This is a genomic window from Myxococcus sp. AM011 (assembly GCF_013372595.1).
Lineage (GTDB): Bacteria > Myxococcota > Myxococcia > Myxococcales > Myxococcaceae > Myxococcus > Myxococcus eversor.
This window is the reverse complement of the sequence record NZ_JABXEM010000086.1, coordinates 1-22,794: the sequence shown is the minus strand read 5'-3', so window position 1 is coordinate 22,794 and position 22,794 is coordinate 1. Positions and strand designations below refer to the sequence as shown.

At 69.6% G+C, this 22,794-nt stretch carries 15 protein-coding genes; 10 read left to right on the top strand and 5 right to left on the bottom strand.

All coding sequences use genetic code 11. From position 1 onward, the window contains the following. Positions 1–4: 4 nt before the first annotated feature. Both HUW62_RS19310 and HUW62_RS19305 read right to left on the bottom strand, forming a co-directional pair. Complete coding sequence (locus tag HUW62_RS19310) at positions 5–1,264, bottom strand: glycosyltransferase (protein ID WP_176435255.1); 1,260 nt, start codon at positions 1,262–1,264, stop codon at positions 5–7. Then, positions 1,261–3,456, bottom strand: coding sequence for a polysaccharide biosynthesis tyrosine autokinase (locus tag HUW62_RS19305; RefSeq protein WP_176435254.1), 2,196 nt, complete (start codon positions 3,454–3,456; stop codon positions 1,261–1,263). Before HUW62_RS19305 ends, HUW62_RS19310 begins: the two co-directional genes overlap by 4 nt. A gap of 214 nt (positions 3,457–3,670) precedes the next feature. Between HUW62_RS19305 and HUW62_RS19300 the strand changes: the two genes are divergently transcribed. The 9 genes from HUW62_RS19300 (at position 3,671) to HUW62_RS19260 (ending at position 15,379) form a co-directional block, all read left to right on the top strand. Beyond that, positions 3,671–5,020 (top strand): bifunctional glycosyltransferase/class I SAM-dependent methyltransferase, encoded by a 1,350-nt coding sequence (locus tag HUW62_RS19300; protein ID WP_176435253.1) that lies wholly within the window; start codon positions 3,671–3,673, stop codon positions 5,018–5,020. 133 nt (positions 5,021–5,153) lie between these two features. Further along, positions 5,154–6,776, top strand: coding sequence for a hypothetical protein (locus tag HUW62_RS19295; RefSeq protein WP_255203514.1), 1,623 nt, complete (start codon positions 5,154–5,156; stop codon positions 6,774–6,776). 254 nt (positions 6,777–7,030) lie between these two features. Further along, positions 7,031–7,750 carry a hypothetical protein gene (locus tag HUW62_RS19290; RefSeq protein WP_163869409.1) on the top strand — a complete coding sequence of 240 codons (720 nt, stop codon included), beginning with the start codon at positions 7,031–7,033 and terminating at the stop codon, positions 7,748–7,750. Between the two features lie 41 nt (positions 7,751–7,791). Further along, entirely contained in the window at positions 7,792–12,240 is a 4,449-nt protein-coding gene (locus HUW62_RS19285) for a pilus assembly protein PilY (RefSeq protein WP_176435251.1), read from the top strand. Further along, positions 12,237–12,761, top strand: a complete 525-nt coding sequence (locus HUW62_RS19280; RefSeq protein WP_240357007.1) for a hypothetical protein — start codon at positions 12,237–12,239, stop codon at positions 12,759–12,761. The genes HUW62_RS19285 and HUW62_RS19280 overlap by 4 nt, the downstream gene beginning before the upstream one ends. Next, positions 12,758–13,972 (top strand): PilW family protein, encoded by a 1,215-nt coding sequence (locus HUW62_RS19275; RefSeq protein ID WP_176435250.1) that lies wholly within the window; start codon positions 12,758–12,760, stop codon positions 13,970–13,972. Before HUW62_RS19280 ends, HUW62_RS19275 begins: the two co-directional genes overlap by 4 nt. After that, entirely contained in the window at positions 13,905–14,609 is a 705-nt protein-coding gene (locus HUW62_RS19270; RefSeq protein ID WP_368670441.1) for a Tfp pilus assembly protein FimT/FimU, read from the top strand. Before HUW62_RS19275 ends, HUW62_RS19270 begins: the two co-directional genes overlap by 68 nt. A 51-nt stretch (positions 14,610–14,660) precedes the next feature. Continuing rightward, on the top strand, positions 14,661–14,984 hold the full coding sequence (locus HUW62_RS19265) for a c-type cytochrome (protein ID WP_176435248.1): 324 nt from the start codon (positions 14,661–14,663) through the stop codon (positions 14,982–14,984). A 68-nt stretch (positions 14,985–15,052) separates the two neighbouring features. Then, complete coding sequence (locus HUW62_RS19260) at positions 15,053–15,379, top strand: hypothetical protein (RefSeq protein ID WP_163869414.1); 327 nt, start codon at positions 15,053–15,055, stop codon at positions 15,377–15,379. On the opposite strand, the gene HUW62_RS19255 is transcribed toward HUW62_RS19260, so the two are convergent. Beyond that, positions 15,373–16,875 carry a PAS domain-containing sensor histidine kinase gene (locus tag HUW62_RS19255; RefSeq protein WP_163869528.1) on the bottom strand — a complete coding sequence of 501 codons (1,503 nt, stop codon included), beginning with the start codon at positions 16,873–16,875 and terminating at the stop codon, positions 15,373–15,375. The two genes, HUW62_RS19260 and HUW62_RS19255, sit on opposite strands and share 7 nt — an antisense overlap. Before the next feature lie 238 nt (positions 16,876–17,113). Here HUW62_RS19255 and mfd point away from each other — a divergent pair, with 238 nt between their 5' ends. Further along, a complete protein-coding gene (mfd, locus tag HUW62_RS19250) occupies positions 17,114–20,707 on the top strand; it encodes a transcription-repair coupling factor (protein WP_163869415.1) in 3,594 nt (1,197 codons plus the stop codon). Between the two features lie 75 nt (positions 20,708–20,782). Here mfd and HUW62_RS19245 read toward each other — a convergent pair whose 3' ends face one another. Both HUW62_RS19245 and argE read right to left on the bottom strand, forming a co-directional pair. Continuing rightward, positions 20,783–21,388 carry a flavodoxin family protein gene (locus HUW62_RS19245; RefSeq protein ID WP_176435247.1) on the bottom strand — a complete coding sequence of 202 codons (606 nt, stop codon included), beginning with the start codon at positions 21,386–21,388 and terminating at the stop codon, positions 20,783–20,785. Between the two features lie 106 nt (positions 21,389–21,494). Next, positions 21,495–22,631: an acetylornithine deacetylase gene (gene argE, locus HUW62_RS19240; RefSeq protein WP_176435246.1), complete on the bottom strand. Its 1,137-nt coding sequence runs from the start codon at positions 22,629–22,631 to the stop codon at positions 21,495–21,497. Positions 22,632–22,794 lie beyond the last annotated feature (163 nt).

The following is a 22,794-nucleotide window of genomic DNA, read 5'->3' as shown; positions in this document are numbered from 1 at the left end:
GGCCTCAGGCGCTGCCCGACGCGGCCTGACGCTGGGGCACCTCGGAAGGCCCCTCCACCGTCGGCACCGGCCGCCCCAGCGCCTCCGCGTACAGCGTGAGGCTGCGCGTGGCCATGACGTCGTGCCGCAGCTCCGCCTCCGCTCGCGCCCGCGCGCCGCGCCCCAGTTGCTCCGCGAGACCCGGCTCCTCCACCAGTCGTCGCGCCGCGCGCGCCAGCGCCAGCGCATCTCCCACCGGCACCGTCAGCCCCGTCTCCTCATGCCGGCTCACCCACGGCACCCCCGAGTGTGCAATCGCGGTGTTCAGCACGGGCAGGCCACACGCCATGGCCTCCGCCTGAGACAGCCCATACGCCTCGCTGCGCGCATTGCTGGGGAACCACAGCGCGGTGGCCGCGCGATACGCGCCGGTGAGCGAGTCCGGCGGCAGGTAGCCCGCCCACGTCACCCGGTCCGCCACGCCCAGCGCCTTCGCTCTCGCGCGCGCCTCCTCCTCCAGCGGCCCCACGCCCACCACCATCAGCCGCCCGGGCACCCGCGTGAGCGCCTCCAGCGCGGTGAACAAGCCCTTGTAGTAGACGAGCCGCCCCACCATCAGCCACAGCGGCTCGCCCCCGGCCTCCTGGCGCCAGTGCGCCTCCGCCCTCAACGCCTCCACGGACGGCTGGAGGTAGGGCCCCAGGTCGATGCCCAGCGGCAGGGCGCGCACCTTGCTCCGGAACATCCTCAAGAGAGGCGAGCCATGCACGTACGCCTCGCTGTCGGACAGAATCCGGCGCGCGCGCACGTACAGCAGCAGCTCGAGCGGACGGAACAGCGCCCCCGCCACCCGCTGCCGGATGATGTCGCTGTGGTGGGTGATGAAGACCGCCGGGAGCCGGGGCACGCAATCCAGCGCCAGCAGCATGGTGGGGTTCGGCACGTGCAGGTGCACCACGTCCACGCCCCGCGCGAGCATCCTCCGCAACATCCCCGGCAGCTCCGGCAACACGTCCATGCGCGCCACCGAGGCCCGACGTCCCAGCCTCACCACGCGCACCGCGCCGTCCCATTCCTCGCGCGTGGGGCTGCTGCCCCGGAACTCGTGGCTGGTGTTGGCCGAGTCCCTGGAGTGGTTGGCGCACAGCACCTCCACCTGGGCGCCCTGCGCCGCCTGCGCGCGGGCCAGCGTCTGGACGTGGCTTTCGATTCCACCCGACGCGGGCGGATAGAACTTGCCCAGGTGCAACACCCGCGGGCCCGCTCCCACCCGGGGCGCGCTCACGACTGCGTCACCCCGTCCTTCGACTCCTCGGCGTACTGCCCGTAGCCCTGCTGGTAGGCCAGATACGAGTCCCCATAACGCGGCGCCTTCAAGTCCACGTCGTTGAGGATGGCGCCGTACATGCGCGCCTGCACGTCCGCCAGCGAGCGCAGCGCGCGTCGAGCCGACTCGCGGTTCGTCTTGCCCGCCTTGAGCACCAGCACCACACCGTCACACTGCGTGGCCAGCACCGCCGCGTCCGCCACCGCGTTGAGGGGCGGGCTGTCCAGGATGACGCGGTCGAACTTCCCCGCCGCCGCCTTCAACAGCTCCGCGAAGGCCCGCGTGTGCAACAGCTCCGCCGGATTGGGCGGAATGGGGCCGCACGGCAGCACGAACAGACCGGGAACCTCGGTGCTCTTCACCGCCGCGTCCAGCGTGCCCTCGCCCACCACCAGCGAGGAGATGCCCAGCTCGTTGGGCACTCCGAAGGCGCGGTGCAGCCGGGGCCTGCGCATGTCCGTGTCCAGCAGCAACACCCGGTTGCCGCTCTGGGCCATGGCCACGCCCAGGTTGATGCTCGTGGTGGACTTGCCTTCTTGCGGTCCGCTGGACGTCACCACCAGCGTCTTGAACGGCGTGTCCGGCGACATGAACAGGAGGTTGGTCCGGATGGCCCGGCAGCACTCCGCCACCGACGACTTCGGCTCACGGTGCACGTAGAGGTCCCGGTCCTTCGGCACCCGGCTGCCCTCGATGCGCGGCATCACGCCCAGGAACGCCAGCCCCAGCCGCTCCTCCACGTCCGCCTGCGTGGCCACGCTGTTCTCCAGCAGGTCGAGCAGCAGCGCCACGCCCAGGCCCGCGAGCAACCCCATCACCAACCCCACCATCAGGTTGCGATTCACGTTCGGTTTGATGGGCGCGAACAGCGGCCGGGCCGGGTCCAGCACGCGCACGTTGCTGGTGCGCAACAGGCCCGACAGCTCGATGTCCTTGAGCCGCTTGAGCACCAGTTCGTAGAGACGCTGATTGTTGTCCGACTCGCGCTTGAGCCGGTCGTACTCGATGGACTTCTTGTTCACCTGGAACGCCTCGGCCTTGGCGTCGTCCAACAGCCGCACCAGGTTCTTGCGCTGCGCCTCCCCCTCCGACAGCTCCGTCTCCGCGGAGCGCACCAGGTTGCGCAGGCTCTTGAGGAAGTCTCCCTGAATCACCGCCAGCTTGCCCTGGCACTCCAGGAGCTTCGGGTGCTCGGGCAGGTAGCGTTCGGACAGCTCCGCGCACGCCACGCGCACGTCCGTGTAGGCCTTCTTGAGGTCCTGGATGGAGCCGTCCTTGGCCCCCGGCAGCGCCTCCGCCCACAGCTCGTCCTCGGGCGAGGCCTTGCGCAGCTTCTGGATGGCCTCCACGCGCGCCTGCATCGCGGCGATGCGGGTGCTCACCTCGGTGAGGTTCAGGTTGTAGCTGTTGATGCGGTCGCTGACGATGCTCATCCGCGACTCCAGCGACGTGGACAACATGTCCGCGTCCTTCTTGAAGTCGTAGACGGCCATCTCGCTCGCCTTGGATTGATTCTCCAGGTCCTCCAGCCGCCCCTCCAGCCAGCTGCGCGCGTCCTCCGTCATGCGCAGCTTGAGCGCCAGGTTCTCCGCCATGTACGCGCCGGCCACCTCGTTGGCGAGCAGCGCGGCGCGCGGCGCGTCCAGGTCGTCCACGGCGATGTTCATCACCCGCGAGTCCTTCGCGGGCAGCACGCGGATGCGCGACTGGAGCAGTCCCACCGCGTCCGCGCCCTGCATCGCCTGCACCCGGGCCTTCTCGTCCGGCAGCCCCAGAAGCCCCAGGAAGCCCGGGTCCGTGGACAGCCCCAGCTTGTCCACCACCCGGCTGGCCACCGCGCGCGAGGTGATGATTTCGCTCTGCGTGGCGTAGTACTCCTTGTTGAACCAGTAGTTGCTGCGCTCCTCGCCCATGACCTCCTTCACCTCGCCGTCCAGGAAGCGAGGCGCCGTCACGTCGATGATGAGCGAGGTGCTGGCGGAGTAGATTTTGGGCTGGCGCAGCGTGTAGACGGCCGACAGCGCCGCCACCACCACCGCCACGCCGAGCACGACCCACTTGCGTCGCCACAGCGCCCGCGCGCGGAGCATCAATCCCGCGGGCGTCGGGCCGCTGCTACCACCGGCCGGGTCGAACACGGTTCCTTCCACGTCTTGTCTCTCCCGCGAGCCTGGATTGCTTCGGTGCGGCCCCGTTCCGGCGGATGCCGGCCCCGACCTTCACCCACACCCGTGAAACAGCCATCGAGCGTGCCGTGTCCGCCTCGGGTTGTCCATCGTTCCGCCGTCGCCTGGAAGCCCCCCGTCCACCCTTCTTCCAGGGTGGAACGCGCGCATCCCGACGGCCTGTGCTAGGGAGCGCGACGTGAGCTTCCCGCACTCCGTCATCATCCCCTTCGACCCCTCCACCGTGGATGCCGCCTCCCACTTCGCCCGCGCCCTCGCCGGCCGCGCCGAAGTCGTGCTCGCCGGAGACGGCCAGCCGGACGTGGCTTCGAGACCCGGGCTGCATGTGCTCAGCGTCCAGGGAGGCAAGGGCGCGTCCATCCGCGCGGCCCTGTCCCACGTGACGAGCGCGGTGACGGTGCTCCAGGACCCGGATGAGGCCTACGCGACGGACGCCTACGAGTCGCTGATGGGCCCGCTCCAGGCGGACACCGCGGACGCCGTCTTCGGTCGCCGGGGCCCGCCGGGCCTGAAGCCGGAGCTGTGGGCCGAGCGCGCCCTGGGCCAGATGACCCGCTTCGTCACGGACGTGCCGGTGAATGACGCGCTCAGCGGCGTGCGCGCGTTCCGCACGGAGGCCCTGCGCTCCGTCACCCTCACCAGCGACGACGACGCGGTGGACGCGGAGCTGGTGGTGAAGCTGGCCGCGCAGCTCTACCGCCTCACCGAGGTCTCCCTGCCGCCGATGCAGGCCGTGCCCCGCCGCCCGCGCGCCGCGCGCCTGTCGCAGCTGCGCACGCTGATGCGCTACGCCACCGTGCGCGACGACGCGGACAACCAGCACGAGGGCTACACCACGCTGGAGCGCATGGACGGCGCCACCCATTACAACCAGTGGCTGGGCCGCCGCTTCCGCGCGCACCTGGGCCGCCGCGTGCTGGAGATTGGCGCCGGCATCGGCACGATTACCCGCGAGCTGGAGTCCGGCGCGGAGCTGCTCATCGCGCTGGAGGTCGACCGCTTCTACGTCGACCGCCTGAAGAACCTCTTCCGGGGCCGCCCCCACGTCCGCCCGTACCTGTCCGACGTGGCCCTGGCCGACTGGGAGTCGCTCAAGCAGGAGCGCCTGGACACCATCGTCCTCTCCAACGTGCTGGAGCACATCCCCGACGACGGGTCCGCGGTGCGCCGCTTCCGCCAGATTCTCGCGCCCGGAGGCCGGGTGCTCATCCTCGTCCCCGCGCTGGAGCAGCTGTTCGGCAGCATCGACGAGGCCGTGGGCCACTACCGCCGCTACACCCCCGCCACCCTGCGCGCCGTGCTGGAAGAGAATGGCTTCGTGGTGGAGAAGCTGGAGTGGATGAACCTGGTGGGCATGCCCGGCTGGTTCGTGAACAGTCGACTCCTGCGTCGCCGCTCCGTGCCGAAGCTCCAGCTGAAAATCTACGACACGCTGGCCCCGCTGTTCGCCCGCGCCGAGGCGAACGTGACGCTGCCGGTGGGCATGAGCCTCTTCGCCGTGGCTCGCGTCACCGGAGGCGAGGCGTGAGCCTCCCCGCGAGCCCCTCATCGACGACCTGGAACACCCCGAGGAGCGCCGCACCGTGAGCGTGGCGCCCGGGCCCGCCACCGAGTCACAGCCCGCTTCGGAGTCCTCGGCCCCCAGCCCCACCGGGACGCCCCTGCTGGCCTCCCGGGGCGCTCCTCGCGCGGTCTGGGTCGCCCTGGCGGCGCTGTATGTGTTGCTGTTTCCGTACCACCCGGGGCTGCGTTCCCCCAACGAGCTGTGTCGGCTCTGGCAGAGCATCTCGCTGGTGGAGCACGGCGCGCTGGACATCAACCAGGTGCTGCGCGAGCGGGGCTACGTGGGCGACCTGTCCGTGAAGGACGGGAAGTACTACCCCAGCAAGGCGCCGCTGCTCTCGTTCGCCGCCGCGCCGGTGTACGCCGTGCTGCGCGCCGCCTCCGGCCCGGAGCCGGTGCCCGAAGTCCCGCTCGTCTTCTTCTCGCGCCTGTGGCTCACCGTGCTGCCCACCCTGGGCCTGCTGTGGCTGGTGCGGCGCTACCTCCGCGCATCCCTGTCGGCGCCCGTCGCCGACGCCCTCACCGTGACGTACGGCCTGGGCTCGCTGGCGTTCAGCTATTCGCTGCTGTTCATGAGCCACCAGACGACGGCGGTGCTGCTCTTCGCCGGCTTCTTCGCGCTGTGGCGCTGCGCGCGCGGGGAGTGGCACGAGCGGGGCTACGTCCTCGCGGGCGCATGCGCCGGCGCCACGGTGGCGGCGGAGTACACCGGCGCGCTGGGCGTCCTCGGGCTGGTGCTGTACGCCACGCTCACCTTCCTCTTCCGCGACGCTCCGGCCCGCGAGCGCTGGAAGGGCCTGGGCCGCGCCGCCGCGCTCGCCACGCTGGGCGCGCTGCCCTTCGTGCTGGCGCTGATGGCGTACCACCAGGCCACCTTCGGGCATCCGCTGACAAGTGGGTACAAGTACCTCAACGACTCCGGCTACCAGCCGTGGCACCTGGGCGGCTTCCTGGGCATCCGCACCCCGGACCCGCGCGCCTTCACCCTGTCGCTCGTCTCGCCGCTGCGAGGGCTGTTCACCCTCGCGCCGTTCCTGCTGCTGGCCATTCCCGGCCTGACACGGCTGTGCTTCCGGCGCGGCGTGGACGGCTCCGCCGAACAGCGCGCCCTGGCGTGGATGACGGCGGCGCTCCTCGCCGGCTACCTCTACTTCACGTCCTCCTTCTCCTATGACTCCTGGGGTTGGACGACGGGCCCCCGCCACCTCACCGGGCTGATTCCCTTCCTCCTGCTGCCCTGTGGCCTGTGGCTGGAGCGGCTGCGCGCGGGCGGACGGACGTGGGCCCTGGGGATGGCGGCCATGCTGTGCGGGGCTGCCATCCTCACCACGGGGCTGGCCACCTTCGTCAATTACATCCCAGACGACGTGTCGGACGTCCTGGGGGGGCTGACATTGCCCCTGCTGAGCGCGGGCTTCTACCCGCCCTCCGTGCTCTCCTTCCTGGGCGTCCCCCAGCCAATCGCTGGCATCCTTTTCCTGGGGGCCCTCTGCGGTGTGACACTTTGGGTCCTCGGGGTGCTGGCGACGTCTCCTGGACGACGCGGCCCCACCCTGGCGGCGCTCGGCTCCGCGCTCGCGACGCTGCTCCTCCTGGCCACCCTGCACCACGGCTTCACCCGGGATGACGACGCGGACCGCAAAGCCACCCAATTCCTGAAATCCGTGTGGCTCGCACCTCCCAGCGGGGCAGTGTCCTTCTGGCCCCACCCGGGTCGCTGATACTGCGCGATTTCGTGATTTGTCCTGTCTTGCTTGAAGGACAAACACACCGCCCGTCCTGACATGGGTAGAAGTGGCCCTCGCAACTTTTGCGATGTCCGCAAAGGTTTGTCAGTCCAGGTGCGTCAGCGTTCACCCAGCGTCAAAGACAAGCGGCCGAGAACATTGGCGCGAGGGCTCCCGGGAAGCGGGCCCAAGGCTTGCTCAGGTGCACCCCGGCATTCGTCCCGCCGCGCGTCGGCAAGGAGCCGTTGGTGCATCCCCCGTCCGTCATCCCGATGTCGCGAAACCTCCGCCATGCCTCCCGGGGCATGGCGCTGTTGATGGCCCTGGGCATCATCGCCTTCATCAGTGCCGCCGTCGTCGTGTCCCTGCGCAAGGTGGCGGCGGAGAGCGCGTTGCAGGCCCAGGAGCGCCGCAACCGCGAGGCCCACTTCGCCGCAGAGGCGGGGCTGGCCGAGGCCCGGGAGACGGTGCGGCTGCTGCTCGGAGGCAATCGCTCCTTCGGCCCCGTCTTCCTCGCGCTGGGCAACGCCTACAACAGCACGGGCCTCAACGGCTACGTCCAGGGTGAGGCGGGCCTGCCCAGCACCGCCGCCGTCCCCTGGTACGAGGTCATCCCCTGGACGCCCTACTCGCTCGCGGCCGCGTCTTCCGGAGCGGCCATCGACTCGGACGTCGCCTCCGCCAACCAGGAGCTGACCGGCCCGGACGGGGTGCGCATCTTCGACTACCCCACCCAGGAGCGGCTCTTCTACCGGGTCTTCCTGGTCGACGACAACGAGAGCGACGGCAACCGCAGCGCCGACATCAACAACCGTGTCTGGCTGGTGGCCGTGGGTGAGGTCCGCGGTCGCGACAACACCCAACCCCAGCGCGTCATCATCCGCGCCCTCATCACCAGCGGCCTCGGCGCCGGCGGCAGTTGCTCGCCCGAGGACGCCAACGGCTCCGCCAACAACGGCGAGTGCTGACCCCTTCTCTTCCTTTCAGTTCCTACCCCAGGACTTTCGCCATGCCGCGCCTCTACAGACTCATCATCGCCGCGCTGGCCCTCACCGTCCCCCTGGCGGCCTTCGCCCAGGACGGAGGGACCGCCTCCTACAACCCCTGCATCGACACCACGGGCGAAGACAAACAGCCCCCTTTCACGGCGGATGCCGGCACCCCCAGCGCCATCATCCTGACGCCCGACGGAAAGCTGCGGCTCAACACCAACCGCAGCGTGCTGGACCCGGAGCGAATCATCCTCCCGTTCGACCAGGAACTGGAGGCGCTCATCGTCCATGACAACGCCGGCGGCGGCGCCTCCAACACCCTGGGCTGGTTCTATTACGACGACCTGGTGAAGGGCGGGTACGTCGACATCCAGGACCCCGCCAACAACAACGACGACATCCTGCTCGACACCGACAACAACGGCGTGCCGGACTTCCACGAGGACCTCTACAACCTGAGTCCCAACCGGTACATCGGCCTGGGCCCCCGCTGTGGCGGCCAGGCGAAGACCTTCGTCCACAAGCGGCCCGACGGCACCAACGTGACGCTCCGCGAGCCGGACCTGCTCACCGGCCCCTGCAATGCCCCCACCAGCTACGCCGCCACGGGAGGCCCCCGTCGCTGGCCCGGCGGCGGGTATGGCGCCCAGCCGGGAGGAGGCGTCGTGGGCCGCAGGGTGGTGGACTACGCCAGCGCGCTCTTGACCAACGACTACATGAAGACGAGCAGCGCCGCGCTCGACCTCGTCAACGAGTACTTCAGCGACCGGGGCCTGTTCCCCCACATCCCCAACCTGCTCGAGCCGCGCGCGACGGAGAACGGCAACCGGGGCATCGGCAAGCTCATCTATCTGGCCACGGACGATGACGGCAACCACTGCCCCAATGGAAACACGGCGGGCGATTCGCCCACCGCGGAGTGCTTCCAGCCGCGCTTCGCCTACAGCGACATCAACGGCGTCAGGACTCCCGTCGGTCCCATCTGGGACAGGCCCTCGGGCGACGCCGAGGACGGCCTGCCGGACTACAAGGCCAGTGCCTTCGACAACCGGGGCATGCTCATTCCCGGGAAGAACCCGCAGGCCGCCCCCAACGAGGAGGACCGCCGGCAGAAGATGGGGCGCATCGAGGGCGGGCGGGAAATCGTCTTCTTCCTCGTCACCTACGTGGAGCAGGTCTACGGCGACGCCACGGACACCTGCTTCATGACCCAGACGATAACGCGTCCCGATGGCACCACGCGCCTGCAGTGCAACCTGTGGGGGCACGGCGACATCAACGTGTTCTTCACGAAGACGCTGCTCAACCTGGACCTGCACCAGACCGCGGGCAACATCGTCACCACCAAGGAGCTGAGGAGCGGCTGGCTGGACACCGTTGCCTACAACCGGCTGCGCTCCGCCACGTATGGAGACGTCCGGTTCAACTCGGCCCAGAACCAGACGGTCTACTCCTACTTCCAGCGCGCCGCCCACACGCTGGTGGGAGCCCCGGTGGACAACCCCCGCGTCTGGATTCTGGGCTGGGAAGACCAGAACTCGGGCGGCAACCGCACCTACGACGACACCGTCATCCTCATCAACAAGCAGAACAACGGCACGTTCAAGTCGGACATCGTGTCCAGCATCTCGCTCGACGTGGCGCAGGACTACACCATCACCTCCGTCGAGATGACCATCGACGACACGCCGTACCACAACGTCAATGGCGTGCAGGCCGACTGCAGTCCCAACATCAACCTGCCCAAGCCCGACGGCAGCGGGACGTACCAGCCTCGGCCCCAAATCACCTATCAGGTGTCGCTGGACTGCAAGATGTGCGTGGACCGCTGTGAGACGACCAACCCCGACTTCCAGCCCAATCCCAACCCGTCCTGGGTGACGGTGCCCTTCCCGGACGCGCAGGCCACGCCGGGCTCACGCGTCAACATCACCCGGTCGGTGAATGACTTCCTGGAGCGCGGCTACACCGGCTCGCAGTTGTGCTGGCGCGCCATCTTCGAAAGCCCCGGCGAGTCCTGCCAGCCGACCATCTCCAACGTCAACATCTCCTACAAGGCGCAGAAGGCCGGTCAGTACGGCCGCGCCTCCGTGCTGCCCGTGGCGAACACCATCATCTTCGGCCTGTCCGAGACTCCGGGCCGCACCTGGTACTCGCCCGACCCGTGGTACGAGAACTCACCGACTCCCTCGAACCGGCTCTATCCGTCCTACCGCATCTATGACCGGCGCCTGGACGTGTCCGAGCGCGGCCACGTGTACCTGCGCCGCCTCTATGAGCCGGAGAACCCCTCCAGCCAGAACGACGCATCGGACAACTGGGACCAGTGGAACGCGGGCAACCAGCTCAACCAATTCATCCGGACGACCAACCCGCTGGAGCGCCAGCTCTTCACCACGCTGCCTGGCACCACCCCGCTGCGCGTCACGCTGGAGAGCGTGTCAGCGGAAGGCAACAACGCCAGCCCGCTGTTCCCCACGGCGCTGACCGCCCCGGCCTCCAACGACGAGACGAAGAACTTCTGCATCGGCTCGCTCGCGGGCCGCTACGACCTGAACCAGGACGGCCTCTGCAACCAGAATGACCGCAACACCCTGCGCAACTGGCTCTATGGCTGGGAGAGCAACAAGTTCACCACCGTGCCGGGCGGGGAGACCGTCACACGGCGCACCTGGCCCATGGGTGGCATCAACCTGTCGACGGCGGCCATCGTCGGGCCGGCCAGCGAGCCCACCTGGGTCAAGCGCGCGTCGCCCAACGAGCAGGAGGCCTTCCGCAGCAACACCTTCATCGGGAACAACGCCCTGAAGAACCGGGACGCGGTGGCCTTCATCGGCAGCACCACGGGCTACCTGCACGCGCTGTCCCTCGGAGAGCTGCGCTCGGGAGACGACACCTGCACCAGCTTCAAGGACTTCCGAGGCTACTTCGCCCACGCCACGGGCTGCTCGTCGTCGCGCGAGTACGGCAGCGGTGATGAGCTGTATGCGTACCTGCCCGGCAAGCTCCTGCGCTTCTTCGCGGAGAACTACGTGCGCGGACAGGACAAGACGAAGCGCGCCACGGTGGACGCCTCGCCGGCGGTGGCGGCGGTGGACCTGCGCTCGGACGCCGAATACACGGCCGACAAGGGCCACGACCCCTCGACGGGCAACATGTGGAAGCTGAGCACGACGCCCGGGGACCGGCTGGGCGCCAAGACGGTGCTCGTCAGCCCCACGGGCCCCCGGCAGAGCGTCTTCTTCGCGCTGGACGTCACCAAGCCCGCGGATACGGCCAACGGCTACCCCGGCATCCTCTGGGAGTTCGACGCCCAGAGAGATCGCTTCACCACCGCGGGAGTCCCCTGCGCCACCGCGTCCAACAGCTGTCTGACGCTGGAAGAGACCTTCCGGGACTATTCGCCGGACCCCAACCTGCTGCCGGACACCAGCGGCTCGCGCCACAACCCCCTCCTGGTGCGCATGGACTTCGGCGCCAAGGGCGGCAAGAAGTGGGTGGCGGCCTTCGCCAGCGACTACACGCCCAAGAGCTACAACAACAAGGCCACGCGAGCCACGCTGTACCTGGTCGACGTGAAGACGGGGCTGCCCATCCAGGTGAACCAGAGCGGCGGGACGGCGCAGAAGAAGAAGCTCGCGGGAGTCGTGGTCCTGGGCGACGCGGGCGAGGGCATCGGCAGCGCCCCGGTCGCCATCGACGCCGACAACGACAGCAACTACGACGTCGTCTACGTGGCCACCACGAAGGGCCGCATCTTCCGCGTCAACCTCCGGGACGTGGACGCGTCGAGGGATTTGGGCAAGGCCGTCAGCGCGTGTGTCATCGCGGACGCCCGCAATGACCGGAACCCGGCCACCAACGCCAGGGTGCGCAACAACGACCAGCAGAGCATCTACTCCAACATCGCCGTGACGCAGGAGCGCACCGGCGCGGGTACGTCCGTGCGCATCTTCGTGGGCACGGGCAACAACCCGGACGACGACAACGAGGTCGCCGACCAGGACCCGCGTCCGCGCTACCACGTCATGGCCTTCGACGACCCGAACCCGCTGAGCGTCAACTGCACGGGCAGGAGCGTCGCGTGGGTGCGGGAGCTGGACGACCGGCAGGTGGTCTGGGGCGGCGTCACGGTGGACGACGAAGGCACCGTGCACACAGCCACCGCGGTGGGCACGTCCGCCAACCTGTGCAGCCTCGACGCGGACGAGAGCGGACGGATGTATGCCTACAGCGCCGCCCAGGGCACGCCCACGTCGGACAGCGGAAAGAGCCTGGAGGGCCATGGCCTCACGCAGCCGGTGGCCTTCGACAAGCGCGTCTTCTTCCAGGGCACCAACGGCATCACCAGCACCGGCGCCGGCAAGCAGTTCAACAACGAGACGGGCACCGGCAACGGCAGCACGTCCCGCACGCTCATCTGGGACGTGAGGCCGGGCGGCAACATCCAGGGAATCATCCCGTGAGGACCTTCATGCTCGCGTCACGACGTACGCGCCGGGGCGTCACCCTGCTGGAGGCCATGGCCACCATGACGGTGGTGGTGTTCGGCATCCTCGGGGTGGCGCTCGCGGTGCTCGCCTCCGCCAAGCAGAACCGCCGCAACCTCATCCAGGCCCAGGCGGGCCTCATCGCGGAGCAGGAGCTGGAGCGCATCTCCGCCATGAAGTGCGTCACCCCGGCCCCGGCCCGGCCCTGCGCCAACATCGAAGCGCTGGACCGCCAGACGCGTCCGGTGTGGTGGAGCTCCAATGGCACGCCTCGGGATGTCCTCCCCGGCGCGGGAGACCCCATCCGCCTGAAGTACGACGTCGCGGTGGACGTGGACCCGCCCATGGAGGGCGAGGAGCGAGGCTCACCGCAGCTCGTCCGCGTCGTCGCCAGCCAGACGCTGCTCAACGTCGTCAACGTGCGCGTCACGGTGAGCTGGCTGGACCCGGACGCGGGCCGCCGCGCCGTGGCCCTGCAGACACGGATGTCACCATGAAACCACTCCATCCCCCCCGGGGCTTCAGCCTCATCGAGATGATGATTGCCAGCACCATCGCGCTGGTGGTCATCGCCGGCGCCGTGTCCGCGGGCACCTACCTCCAACGGCGCGGCCTGCTCGAGGAGCGCACCATGGAGACCCAGAACGCCGGGCGCGCGGCGCGCGACCTGTTCACCCCCGCGATTCAACGCGCGGGCGAGGGGTTCGGCAGCGCGCCCCTGTTCCTGGGCGGCTCGAACGCCGAGGTGCGCTACGCCGTCTGGGCGAACACCAACGCGGGGCCCTCCGCCGGCTTCGCGCAGCCCACCGGCGTCTACGTGAACCTGCGCTCCGACGTGCTGGAAATCTATGAAGCGGATGCCACGCGCGCGCTGCGGATGATTGGCTGCGCGGGCAGCGGCACCGACTCCCGTCAGGGAGGCGTCGGGCCCCTCTGCCTGGACACTCCGGCCCCCGCCAACACCGACGCGGGAATCCCCGCCGGAGCCCCCCTCGTCCTGGCCGACCCGGGCGTGCGCGGCGCCTGCGTGGGCGTGGCCCAGGCCACGCGCAACGTCCCCTCCCCCGGCGGCAACAACAACCTGGGTTGGATACCGGGCGCGCCCGCCGCCTCGGCGTACTCCCCCACCAGCTTCTGCACCGGCACCGGGGCGGACACCTCCGCGCTGTGGATTGCCAACACCGACGAGGACCCGCTCCTGCTGCCCCTCTCGTCGCGCATCTTCCGCGTCAATTGGATCAGCGGCAGGCCCGTGCTGGAGATGGACCCGGACGGCGCGCTGGGCGCCCAGGAGTTCCAGCAGCTCTCGGAGGAAATCGAGCAGCTGCGCGTCCGCCTGGGCGTCGCCGACCTGGACAATCCGGCCGCCCCCCTTCGCTATTTCCCGGACACGGCGGCCGTGCCCCCCAGGCCCGCGGTGGACCAGTGCGACAACGCCGGTTGCTGGAGCCTCATCCCGGGCGACGCGGGCACGATGGGGGCCAGCGAGTTCGGACCGGGCAGCGCGCGCGACGAGCTGATGCGGCGCGTCCGCGTGGTGGAGCTGCTCATCACCGCGCGCTCGAACAGGCCGGACACCCAGGCATTGAAGCTCCTGGGAGACGCCGGCACGACGTTCGACGACGAGGGCAACCCCCAGGATGGCTACAAGCGGCGGCATTTCCTCATTCGCGTGCTGCCGCGAAACTTCGGGTACGCGGGGGGTTGAGATGCGGAACACACGACACGGCATGACACTGCTGGAGCTGATGGTGGCGCTCGCCATCCTCGGGCTCCTCACCAGCCTGGCGACGACGGGCTTCCAGGCGCTGACGCGCAACCAGCGCGCGGGCGCCGCCACGCGCACCATCCTCATCGCCGCCCAGGAGGCGCGGCAGCAGGCCCGGACGTCCCGGCAGGCCGTGCGCCTGGCGCGGACGACGACGTTCGAGAACGGAGTGAGCGTCCCGGCCCTGCGCTGGGAGAAGCCGGACTGCGCTCCGGGAGACACCTGGGGCACCCAGTGTCCTCGCACCGAGTGCATCTCCGCCGCCTGTGGCACGAGCGGCTGCACGTGCGCGCAGGTCGGCGACGCCATCCCCCTGCCCCCCGAGCTGGACATCACCAGCTTGCACGGCGTGTGCTGGCTGGGGGAGTCCGGCCGGCCCGTCTCCGGGACGCCCACGGCGATGTGTGACGCCTCCCGCGCGGCGCCGGCGGCGGGCACGCTGCGAATCCTCCGCAAGCGCCTGGGGCCGCAGGAAGTCGCCGTGCCGGACCGGGTGCTCAACGTGGACGCCCTCACCGGCAACGTCACCATGACGGACTGCGAGCTGGCGCCCACGGCCACGGGCTGCACTCCCTGAGCACGACATTCCGTGCCACAGTCGCCTCCTCCCAAGGAGGAGGCAGTGACGATGATGAAGCGGTTCGCCCTGGTGATGAGCCTGTGTCTGGCCCCGAGCGCCTACGCGGCGGATGACGTCGTGGACGTGTGGAAGGCCAAGTGCAAGTCCTGTCACGGTGATGACGGCAAGGCGCAGACCAAGATGGGTCAGAAGGAGTCCATCGTCGACATGAGCCAGGCCGCCTGGCAGGCGGCCGAGTCGGACGCGGAAATCCGACAGGCGATTGCCGACGGCTCCCCTCGCAACACGAAGATGAAGGCCTTCAAGGACAAGCTCACCGCCGCGCAGATTGACGCGCTGGTGGGATACATCCGCACCATGAAGGCGAAGTAGGGGCCGGAAGGCGCGCTGAATAACCCCGGGAGAGGCCGCGTCAGCCGAACACAGAAACGGAGCCGCCCATGAAGACCCTCTCCACCGCCCTCGTGTTCTGCCTGGCCATGGCGGGACTGTTCTCCTCCGTGCGCGCGGACGCGTTGACGACTCCCCGAATCGAGCCGGGCGTGTCCCGGCCGGAGCCCCTGTCCTTGCGTCCCGATGACGGCAAGGGCGGTGGGGACGGGGATGACAAGGGCGGCGACGACAAGGGCGACGACGAGGAGGACGAGGAGGACTACCGCTCCCGCTACGCGGGCATCTCCGGCGCCGCGGCGCTGGAGCTGGTGGACCCCGGCGTCCTCAACGATTTGATTCGCCTGCGCGCGGCCGCCCGCTACGGCCGCTACTGAAGCCTGGCGGCCCGCCCCACTTCAGGCCCGGTGCGTATCTGGGACTCGTCCTGGGCCTGGACCACGCGGGGCAGCGTCACCGAGAAGCACGTCCCCGCCTCCAGTGAGGACGCGACATCCACCCACCCGCCGTGGGCGGTGACGATTTGCGAGACGATGTAGAGCCCCAGGCCCAGCCCGTGACGGTGCGGCCGGGGCATGCCCGGCTCGGGCGTCGCGCGGTGGAAGGGCGCGAACAGTCGCGGGCGCAGCGAGTCCGGAATGGGCGGCCCCACGTTGTGGACCTCCACGCGCTGGAAGAGCGGATCACTCGCCGCCAGCCGCACGCGCACCGACGAGCCATTCGGACTGTGCTGCAGGGCGTTGCCCACCAGGTTGGAGAGCACCTGTCCCAGCCGCTCCTCGTCCCAGACGCCGGTTGACTCGCCGTCCACCTCCAGGTCCACCCGCTGCTGGGGATGGGCCGGCTCCAGCTCGGAGATGATGCGACGACACACCGACTCCATGCACACCTCGCGCGGGCGCAGGGGAATGCCTCCCGCCATGCGCGCGCGGGTGAAATCCAGCAGTTGTTTCACCAGCCGCGTCATGCGCTCGGCGCTCCCGTCGATGCGCTGCGCCACGCGCCGCACCTCCGGCGTCAGCGTGGCCTGGGCCAGCAGGGCCGCCGCGGACAGGCGCACCGCCGCCAGCGGGTTGCCCAAGTCGTGCCCCAGCACGCCGATGAAGCGCTCCTGGAAGCGCGCCTCCTCGTCCCGCTCCAGTTCCTGGCGGCGGCGCGCGGTGACGTCCCGGCTGATGCCGAACAGGCCGTAGACGGTGCCATCGCCGCGGCGCAGCACGCCCTTGGTCGTCTGCCAGATGCAGTCGCTGCCCGGCCCGCCCTCGGAGTCCTCGTAGGTGGCCGTGACGCCGGACTCCATCACCGCGCGGTCATGCGCCAGCGTGGGCCCCGCGACGTCTCCGCCCATCAGCTCCAGGTCCGTGCGCCCCAGGATGTCCTGAGGCGTCCGGTTGAAGGCCCGCGCGGTGGCGGGGTTGATGAGCACGTAGCGCGCATCCACGTCCTTCACGTAGATGGCGTCGGTGGCGCTCTCGATGACGGCATGCAGCAGGTCATGGTCCCTGCGCAGCGTCTCCTCGGCGGCCATCCGCTCCGTCAAATCCTCCAGGAAGACGACGGCGCCGTCCTCCCACGGAGAGACGCGCGCCAGCAGCCAGACGGGCCCCACCGACGACTGTCGGGCCATCCGCACCACCTCGGGCTCGCGGCGCACCGCCACCCGGACACATGCCGCGAAGAGGCCACATTCGCCCACCCACGGTGCTTCCTCGAGCAGTCTCTGGCGGACGAGCGAGCGCTCTTCGCGCCCCAGCCAGCGCTCCGCGTGCGCATTCGCGGAGACACACTCGAAGTCCAGGATGCCGTGCCCAGCGGAGCGAACGCTGCGCAGCACCATCACTGCTTCGGAGGGGGGTGCGCCCGCCCCGCTCATCACCCTGTTGATCCAACGGCCGGATTGCATGGCTGGCGTGTGGCACCCCCCAGCGATGCCTTGCAGGAGAGTAGGTCCTGCCCCGGGCATGCGGCCAACCCACCCCTGGTATGGCTGATTCGTGGAGGACACAGCATTCGGGGTCGCGTCGGCTCCGACACACGACAGGCAATGCGCTCTGTCGTTGACCTGTCAGGGGCATGCCCCTAATTACCCTGCGGCCCTCAGGGGTCCACTCATGGACACTCCTTTCACACAGAGGCTGGATGGCGAGGCGGCGCGGCAGGGCGGCGAGCCTCGCGTGGCGGGTGACACCTTCGCCCGGTTGCTGGCGGAGCTGCGCCCGGGACACCGCGCGCGCACGCAGGGCCTGAAGGGCTCCGCCCGGGGCCACGTGCTGGCGCGCCTGCACCGTGAGGCCCGCGCGCCGCTCGTCTGCGTGGCGGCGGACGAGGAGGCAGCCGATGCCCTGGCCGCCGACCTCGCCTTCTTCCTGGGCGGCACCGGCACGCTGCTGCGGCCGAGCGTGCTGCGGCTGCCCGCCGACGAGGTGCTCCCCTACGACGAGCTGTCCCCGGAGGCCGCCGCCGTCACCGAGCGGCTGGGCGCGCTGTTTCACCTGTCTCAAGGCACGCGCTTCCCGGTGCTGGTGCTGTCCCTGCGCGCGCTGCACCGCCGCGTGCTGCGCCCCGACGTCATGGCCGCGCTCACGGACCGGGTGGTGGTGGGCCAGGATTACGACCGGGACGCGCTCGCGCGGAAGCTGTCCCGGATGGGCTACCAGAACAGCCCGCTGGTGGAGGACGTGGGGACGTTCTCCGTGCGCGGCGGCCTGCTGGATGTCTTCAGCCCGCTCTACGACAAGCCGGTGCGCCTGGAGTTCTTCGGGGACACCATCGACTCCATCCGCGCCTTCGACCCGGAGTCGCAGCGCACGGTGGACGCGCTGAAGGAAGTGGACCTGGTGCCCGCGCGGGAGCTGCTGCTCACCGAGGACACCCGTCCCCGCGCCGAGGCCGCCGCCCGCGCGGTGGCCGAGCACATCAACCTGCCCACCATCCAGTTGCGCGAGCGGCTGGACGCGCTGCGAGAGGGGATGCCCGGCTTCGGACTCGAGGGCCTGTTGCCCGCGCTGTTCGAGGGCGGGCTGGCCACGGTGTTCGACTTCCTGCGCGCGTGGAGCACGGAAGCGCCCGTCTTCTACCTGGACGACCCGCTGGAGCTGGGGCGCGCCGCGGACGCGCTGTGGGACGAGCTGGAGCGCACCTTCGCCGCGGCCGAGGAGCGCAAGGACCTGGTGCGCCCGCCTGCCGAGCACTTCCTCTCGCGCGAGGCCGTCGCGGAGCTCTTGGGCGGATACCGCGTCGTCGAGGGCGGAGGCCTGTCGCTCACGCAGTCCGAGAAGCCGCCGGTGCTCTTCCAGTTCGGCGGCACTCAAGACTTGCGGGAGGCGATTCTCGCGCACCATGGCGAGGAGGGCGCGCTGTCCCCGCTGGTGGACCGGCTCCAGCGCTGGCGGGACTCGGGCGTCGCGTGCGCGGTGGCGTGCGGCACGCTGAGCCAGGCGGACCGGCTCAAGCGGCTGCTGTTGGACCGCAACGTCATGGTGAAGGTGCACACCGAGCCGATGACGGACGCGTCGACGCTGTACGAGTCGTCGGTGTGGGCGCACCTCTTCACGGGGGAGGTGAGCCAGGGCTTCGTGGACGGCTCGGGCGGGCTGGCGGTGCTGTCGGACGAGGAGATTTTCGGCGTCCGCGCGCGTCGGCGCGTCAAGCGCGGCAAGAAGATGGAGGCCTTCGGCGCGGGCTTCAAGGACCTGAAGGAAGGCGACCTCATCGTCCACACCGACTTCGGCATCGGCCGCTACTCGGGCCTGACGAAGATGGAGGTGAATGGGGTGCCCGGGGACTTCCTCGTCCTGGAGTACGCGGGCCGGGACAAAATCTACCTGCCGGTGGGCCGCATGCGGCTCATCCAGAAGTTCACCGGCGGCAACCCGGACACCATCCAGCTCGACAAGCTGGGGACGACGAGCTGGGAGAAGACGAAGAAGCGCGTCAAGGAGCAGCTCCTCAAGATGGCGGCGGAGCTGCTGCAAATCGCCGCCTCGCGCCGCGCCCACCCGGGCCACTCCTTCAGCGCGCCGGACCGCTACTTCGCCCAGTTCGAGGCGGACTTCGAGTTCGAGGAGACGCCGGACCAGGCCAAGGCGATTGAGGACGTGCTGGCGGACATGCAGAAGCCGGAGCCCATGGACCGGCTCGTCTGCGGCGACGTGGGCTACGGCAAGACGGAGGTCGCCATGCGCGCGGCCTTCAAGGCGACGCTGGACCGCAAGCAGGTGGCGGTGCTGGTGCCCACCACGGTGCTGGCGCAGCAGCACTTCCTCTCCTTCAGGAAGCGCTTCAAGGACTACCCCGTCGCGGTGGAGGTCATCTCCGGCATGAAGAAGCCGCCGGAGGTGCGGGAAATCCTCAAGCGCGCCAAGGAGGGCAAGGTCGACATCCTCATCGGCACCCACAAGCTCTTGGGCGGAGAGGTGGCCTTCAAGGATTTGGGGCTGATGATTGTCGACGAGGAGCAGCGCTTCGGCGTGAAGCAGAAGGAGTCGCTGAAGAAGTGGCGCTCCCAGATTGACGTGCTGACGCTGACGGCGACGCCCATCCCCCGCACGCTGCACATGAGCATGTCGGGCGTGCGCGACATGAGCATCATCGCCACGCCGCCTCAAGACAGGCGCGCCATCCGCACCTTCGTCATGAAGTACGACGCGATGGTGGTGAAGGAGGCGATTGAGCGGGAAGTCGCTCGCGGCGGGCAGGTGTTCTTCGTGAACAACCGCGTGGAGTCCCTGCCGTCCATGGAGCAGCAGCTGCGAGAGCTGGTGCCGCAGCTCTCCATCGGCGTGGCGCACGGACAGATGGGCGACGGGCAGCTCGAGAAGGTGATGCTGGAGTTCACCGAGCGCAAGCACCAGGTGCTCCTGTGCACCTCCATCATCGAGAGCGGCATCGACATCTCCAGCGCCAACACGATGATTGTGAACCGGGCGGACCAGTTCGGCCTCGCGCAGCTCTACCAACTGAGAGGCCGCGTGGGCCGCTCCAAGGAGCGCGCGTACGCGTACCTCCTGGTGCCCACGCGCCGGGCGGTGACCAGGGACGCGCAGCGGCGGCTGGAGGTGCTCCAGAACTTCACCGAGCTGGGCGCGGGCTTCTCCATCGCCAGCCACGACTTGGAGATTCGCGGCGCGGGCAACCTGCTGGGCGAGAAGCAGTCCGGCGCCATCGCCGAGATTGGCTTCGACATGTACGCGCAGCTCCTGGAGGAGGCCGTCGCGGAGCTGCAGGGCCAGCCGCCCAAGGTGCAAATCGAGCCGGACGTCACGCTGCCCATGCCCGCGCTCATCCCCGACGACTACGTCGCGGACGTGCACCAGCGGCTCGTCTTCTACAAGCGCTTCAGCCAGGCCAGCCACCCCGACGAGGTGACGGACCTGCGCGCGGAGCTGGTGGACCGCTACGGCGAGGCGCCCGACGAGGTGGACCACCTCTCCGAGTTGACGCTCTTGAAAATCGACATGCGCGACTTGCGACTGCGCGGCCTGGAGGTCGGCACGCAGCGGGTCGCGGTGACGCTGGGCGCGGACGCGCTCCTGGATGGACTGAAGGTCGCCGGGCTGGTGCAGCGCTCGAAGGGCTACTACCGCCTCACGCCCGACATGAAGCTCATCGCCCGCGTGGCGCAGGGGCTCCAGGGCCACGACCTCATCGCCGAGGCGCGCAAGGTGCTGAGGGACTTGGACCACTGCTCGCTGCCCCGGAGCTGAGCAGTCCCCCAACGAGAAGAGGCCCGGGACAATGAAGTCCCGAGCCTCTGTCTCGCACTCCAGCACGTCTCAAGCTCAGGCAGCTTCGATTTTCGCGACAGACACGGGACGCAGGAGAAACTCACGGGCGCCCGCCATGGCGCGAGCATCCTGGAGCACGTCTCCGGGCTGGTTGCCGTGGCCGATGAGGGCGCCTCGCCAGCCCATCCCCATGTAGTCCGCGCTGAGCTGGAGGCTCATCAACAAGGGCTGGGCAACGCCGTCATCCTCGTCGGAGGAGTGCGTGGTCACGAGCGACAGGACCTTGCCGCGCATCCGCTCACGGAAGCGCAGCTCCGGCAGCCGGAACCACCAGGACCAGTGCTCCAGATAGGACACCGCGCTGGAGGGAAGGCCGTACCAGTACACAGGAGCGACGATGACCAGCTCGTCGGCGGCGAGGGTCCGCTCGGCGAGCGCGAGCATCTCCGGGTTCGCGGGCCGTGCCGCGTAGCCGCCGGGAGCGTGGCGCAGGTCCTGGAAGGCCTCGTGCCGGTACTCATTCAAGCGGAGCCAGTCCGTCACGGTGCCGGGTGGCAACGGCTCAGCGGCCTTGCGCGCGAGTTGCTCCGCGTTGCCGTTCTCACGGGCGCTGGCGAGCAGGAAGAGGACTTTGCGCGGCGTCGCGGCGGAGGGGCTCATGTCGTCGGTCCAGAAAGGAAGAGGCCGGAGTGCGAGCACGGGGTGTTCGCCGGCTGCGACTTCATAACGACGGGAGCCCCGCGACGCACGAGGAGCCGCGCGCCCTTCACCGCTCGCCGCAGAAGTGCGCCACCGCGCGCGACAGCACGGCCTCGCACCGCACCAGGTCCTCGGTGGGGACGTACTCGCCCGTCTGGTGCGCGACGCGGATGTCGCCGGGGCCGAACACCACGGCCTCCGCGCCCAGCTCCGTCATCTGCGGAGCCTCCGTGCCGAACGGCACCGTGGTGGACGCGTTGCCACTGGCCTCCGTGAGGAAGCGCACCACCTCCGCGTCCGCGCGCGTATTCACGCCCCGGTCCGTGCGCAGCACGCGGATGTGGGCCTCGTAGGCGGGCTCGTCGCGCACCAGCTCCTGACGGATGGACTCCAGCAGCTCCGCCACCCGCTGCGTCGGCTGCCCCGGAATGGGCCGCCACTCCACCGTGAAGCGGCACGAGCCGGGCAGGATGTTCTTCGCCTTGCCCCCCTGGATGACACCCACGTTCACCGTCGTGAAGGGCGGCTGGAAGCCCTCGTCCAGCTCCTCGCGCAGCACCGTCATGGCCATCTGCTCCAGGCGATTCAGGAAGCGCCCCGCGCGGAAGATGGCGGACGCGCCCGTGTCCGGATACGCGCTGTGCCCTTCCTTGCCGAGCACCTCCACCTCCGCCAGGCAGTAGCCCTTGTTGGCGCGCACCGGCGTGAGCTTCGTGGGCTCCCCGACGATGGCGTGCCGCGCGCGGCCCAGTCCCGCCGCCACCAGCTTCTTGGCGCCCACCAGTCCCACTTCCTCATCCGCGGTGAGCACCACCATCAGCGGAGCCTGGAGCTTCGTGGCCCGCTCGGCGGCGTGCAGCGCGCAGGCGATGAAGCCCTTCGTGTCGCAGGCGCCGCGCGCGTAGAGCTTGCCTTCCTTCTCCGTCAGCTTCAGCGCGTCCGTCCACGCCGCGTCGTACGGCACGCAGTCGGAGTGCCCCACCAGCGCGAGCGCAGCGCGTCCGGTGCCGCCCTTCACTGCGACCAGATTCACCTTCTCCACACCCGCGTCATCCGTGTAGCGCTGACGCTCGGCGCTGAAGCCCGCCTTCTCCAGGCGCGCCTGCGCGTAGTCGATGAGCGGGGCATTGGGTCGCGCGGAGGTGGTGTCCATCGCCACCAGCTCCGTCAGGGTGGCCCGCAGCGCGGGCAGCGTGTCGCTCATGAAGACAACCTCCGGTGGCCGCGTCATGCCACCCCCTGGCGTCTGGCGCCAGCCCCCGGAAGGGACTCCTGTCACCCACGCCCCGTCAGGGATACAGCGTGCGCGCGAGCGCCTGGAAGGCGCGTCCACTCTCCTCCGCGAGCGGATGCCGGCCGTCCCGCAC

Bases quoted from the DNA above. Each gene is read 5' to 3' on its own strand.
- HUW62_RS19255 (WP_163869528.1), bottom strand. From the start codon at position 16,875: ATGAGCGGGGCGGGCGCACCCCCCTCCGAAGCAGTGATGGTGCTGCGC.
- argE (WP_176435246.1), bottom strand. From the start codon at position 22,631: ATGAGCGACACGCTGCCCGCGCTGCGGGCCACCCTGACGGAGCTGGTG.
- HUW62_RS19265 (WP_176435248.1), top strand. From the start codon at position 14,661: ATGATGAAGCGGTTCGCCCTGGTGATGAGCCTGTGTCTGGCCCCGAGC.
- HUW62_RS19270 (WP_368670441.1), top strand. From the start codon at position 13,905: ATGGCTACAAGCGGCGGCATTTCCTCATTCGCGTGCTGCCGCGAAACT.
- HUW62_RS19245 (WP_176435247.1), bottom strand. From the start codon at position 21,388: ATGAGCCCCTCCGCCGCGACGCCGCGCAAAGTCCTCTTCCTGCTCGCC.
- HUW62_RS19275 (WP_176435250.1), top strand. From the start codon at position 12,758: ATGAAACCACTCCATCCCCCCCGGGGCTTCAGCCTCATCGAGATGATG.
- HUW62_RS19285 (WP_176435251.1), top strand. From the start codon at position 7,792: ATGCCGCGCCTCTACAGACTCATCATCGCCGCGCTGGCCCTCACCGTC.
- HUW62_RS19260 (WP_163869414.1), top strand. From the start codon at position 15,053: ATGAAGACCCTCTCCACCGCCCTCGTGTTCTGCCTGGCCATGGCGGGA.
- mfd (WP_163869415.1), top strand. From the start codon at position 17,114: ATGGACACTCCTTTCACACAGAGGCTGGATGGCGAGGCGGCGCGGCAG.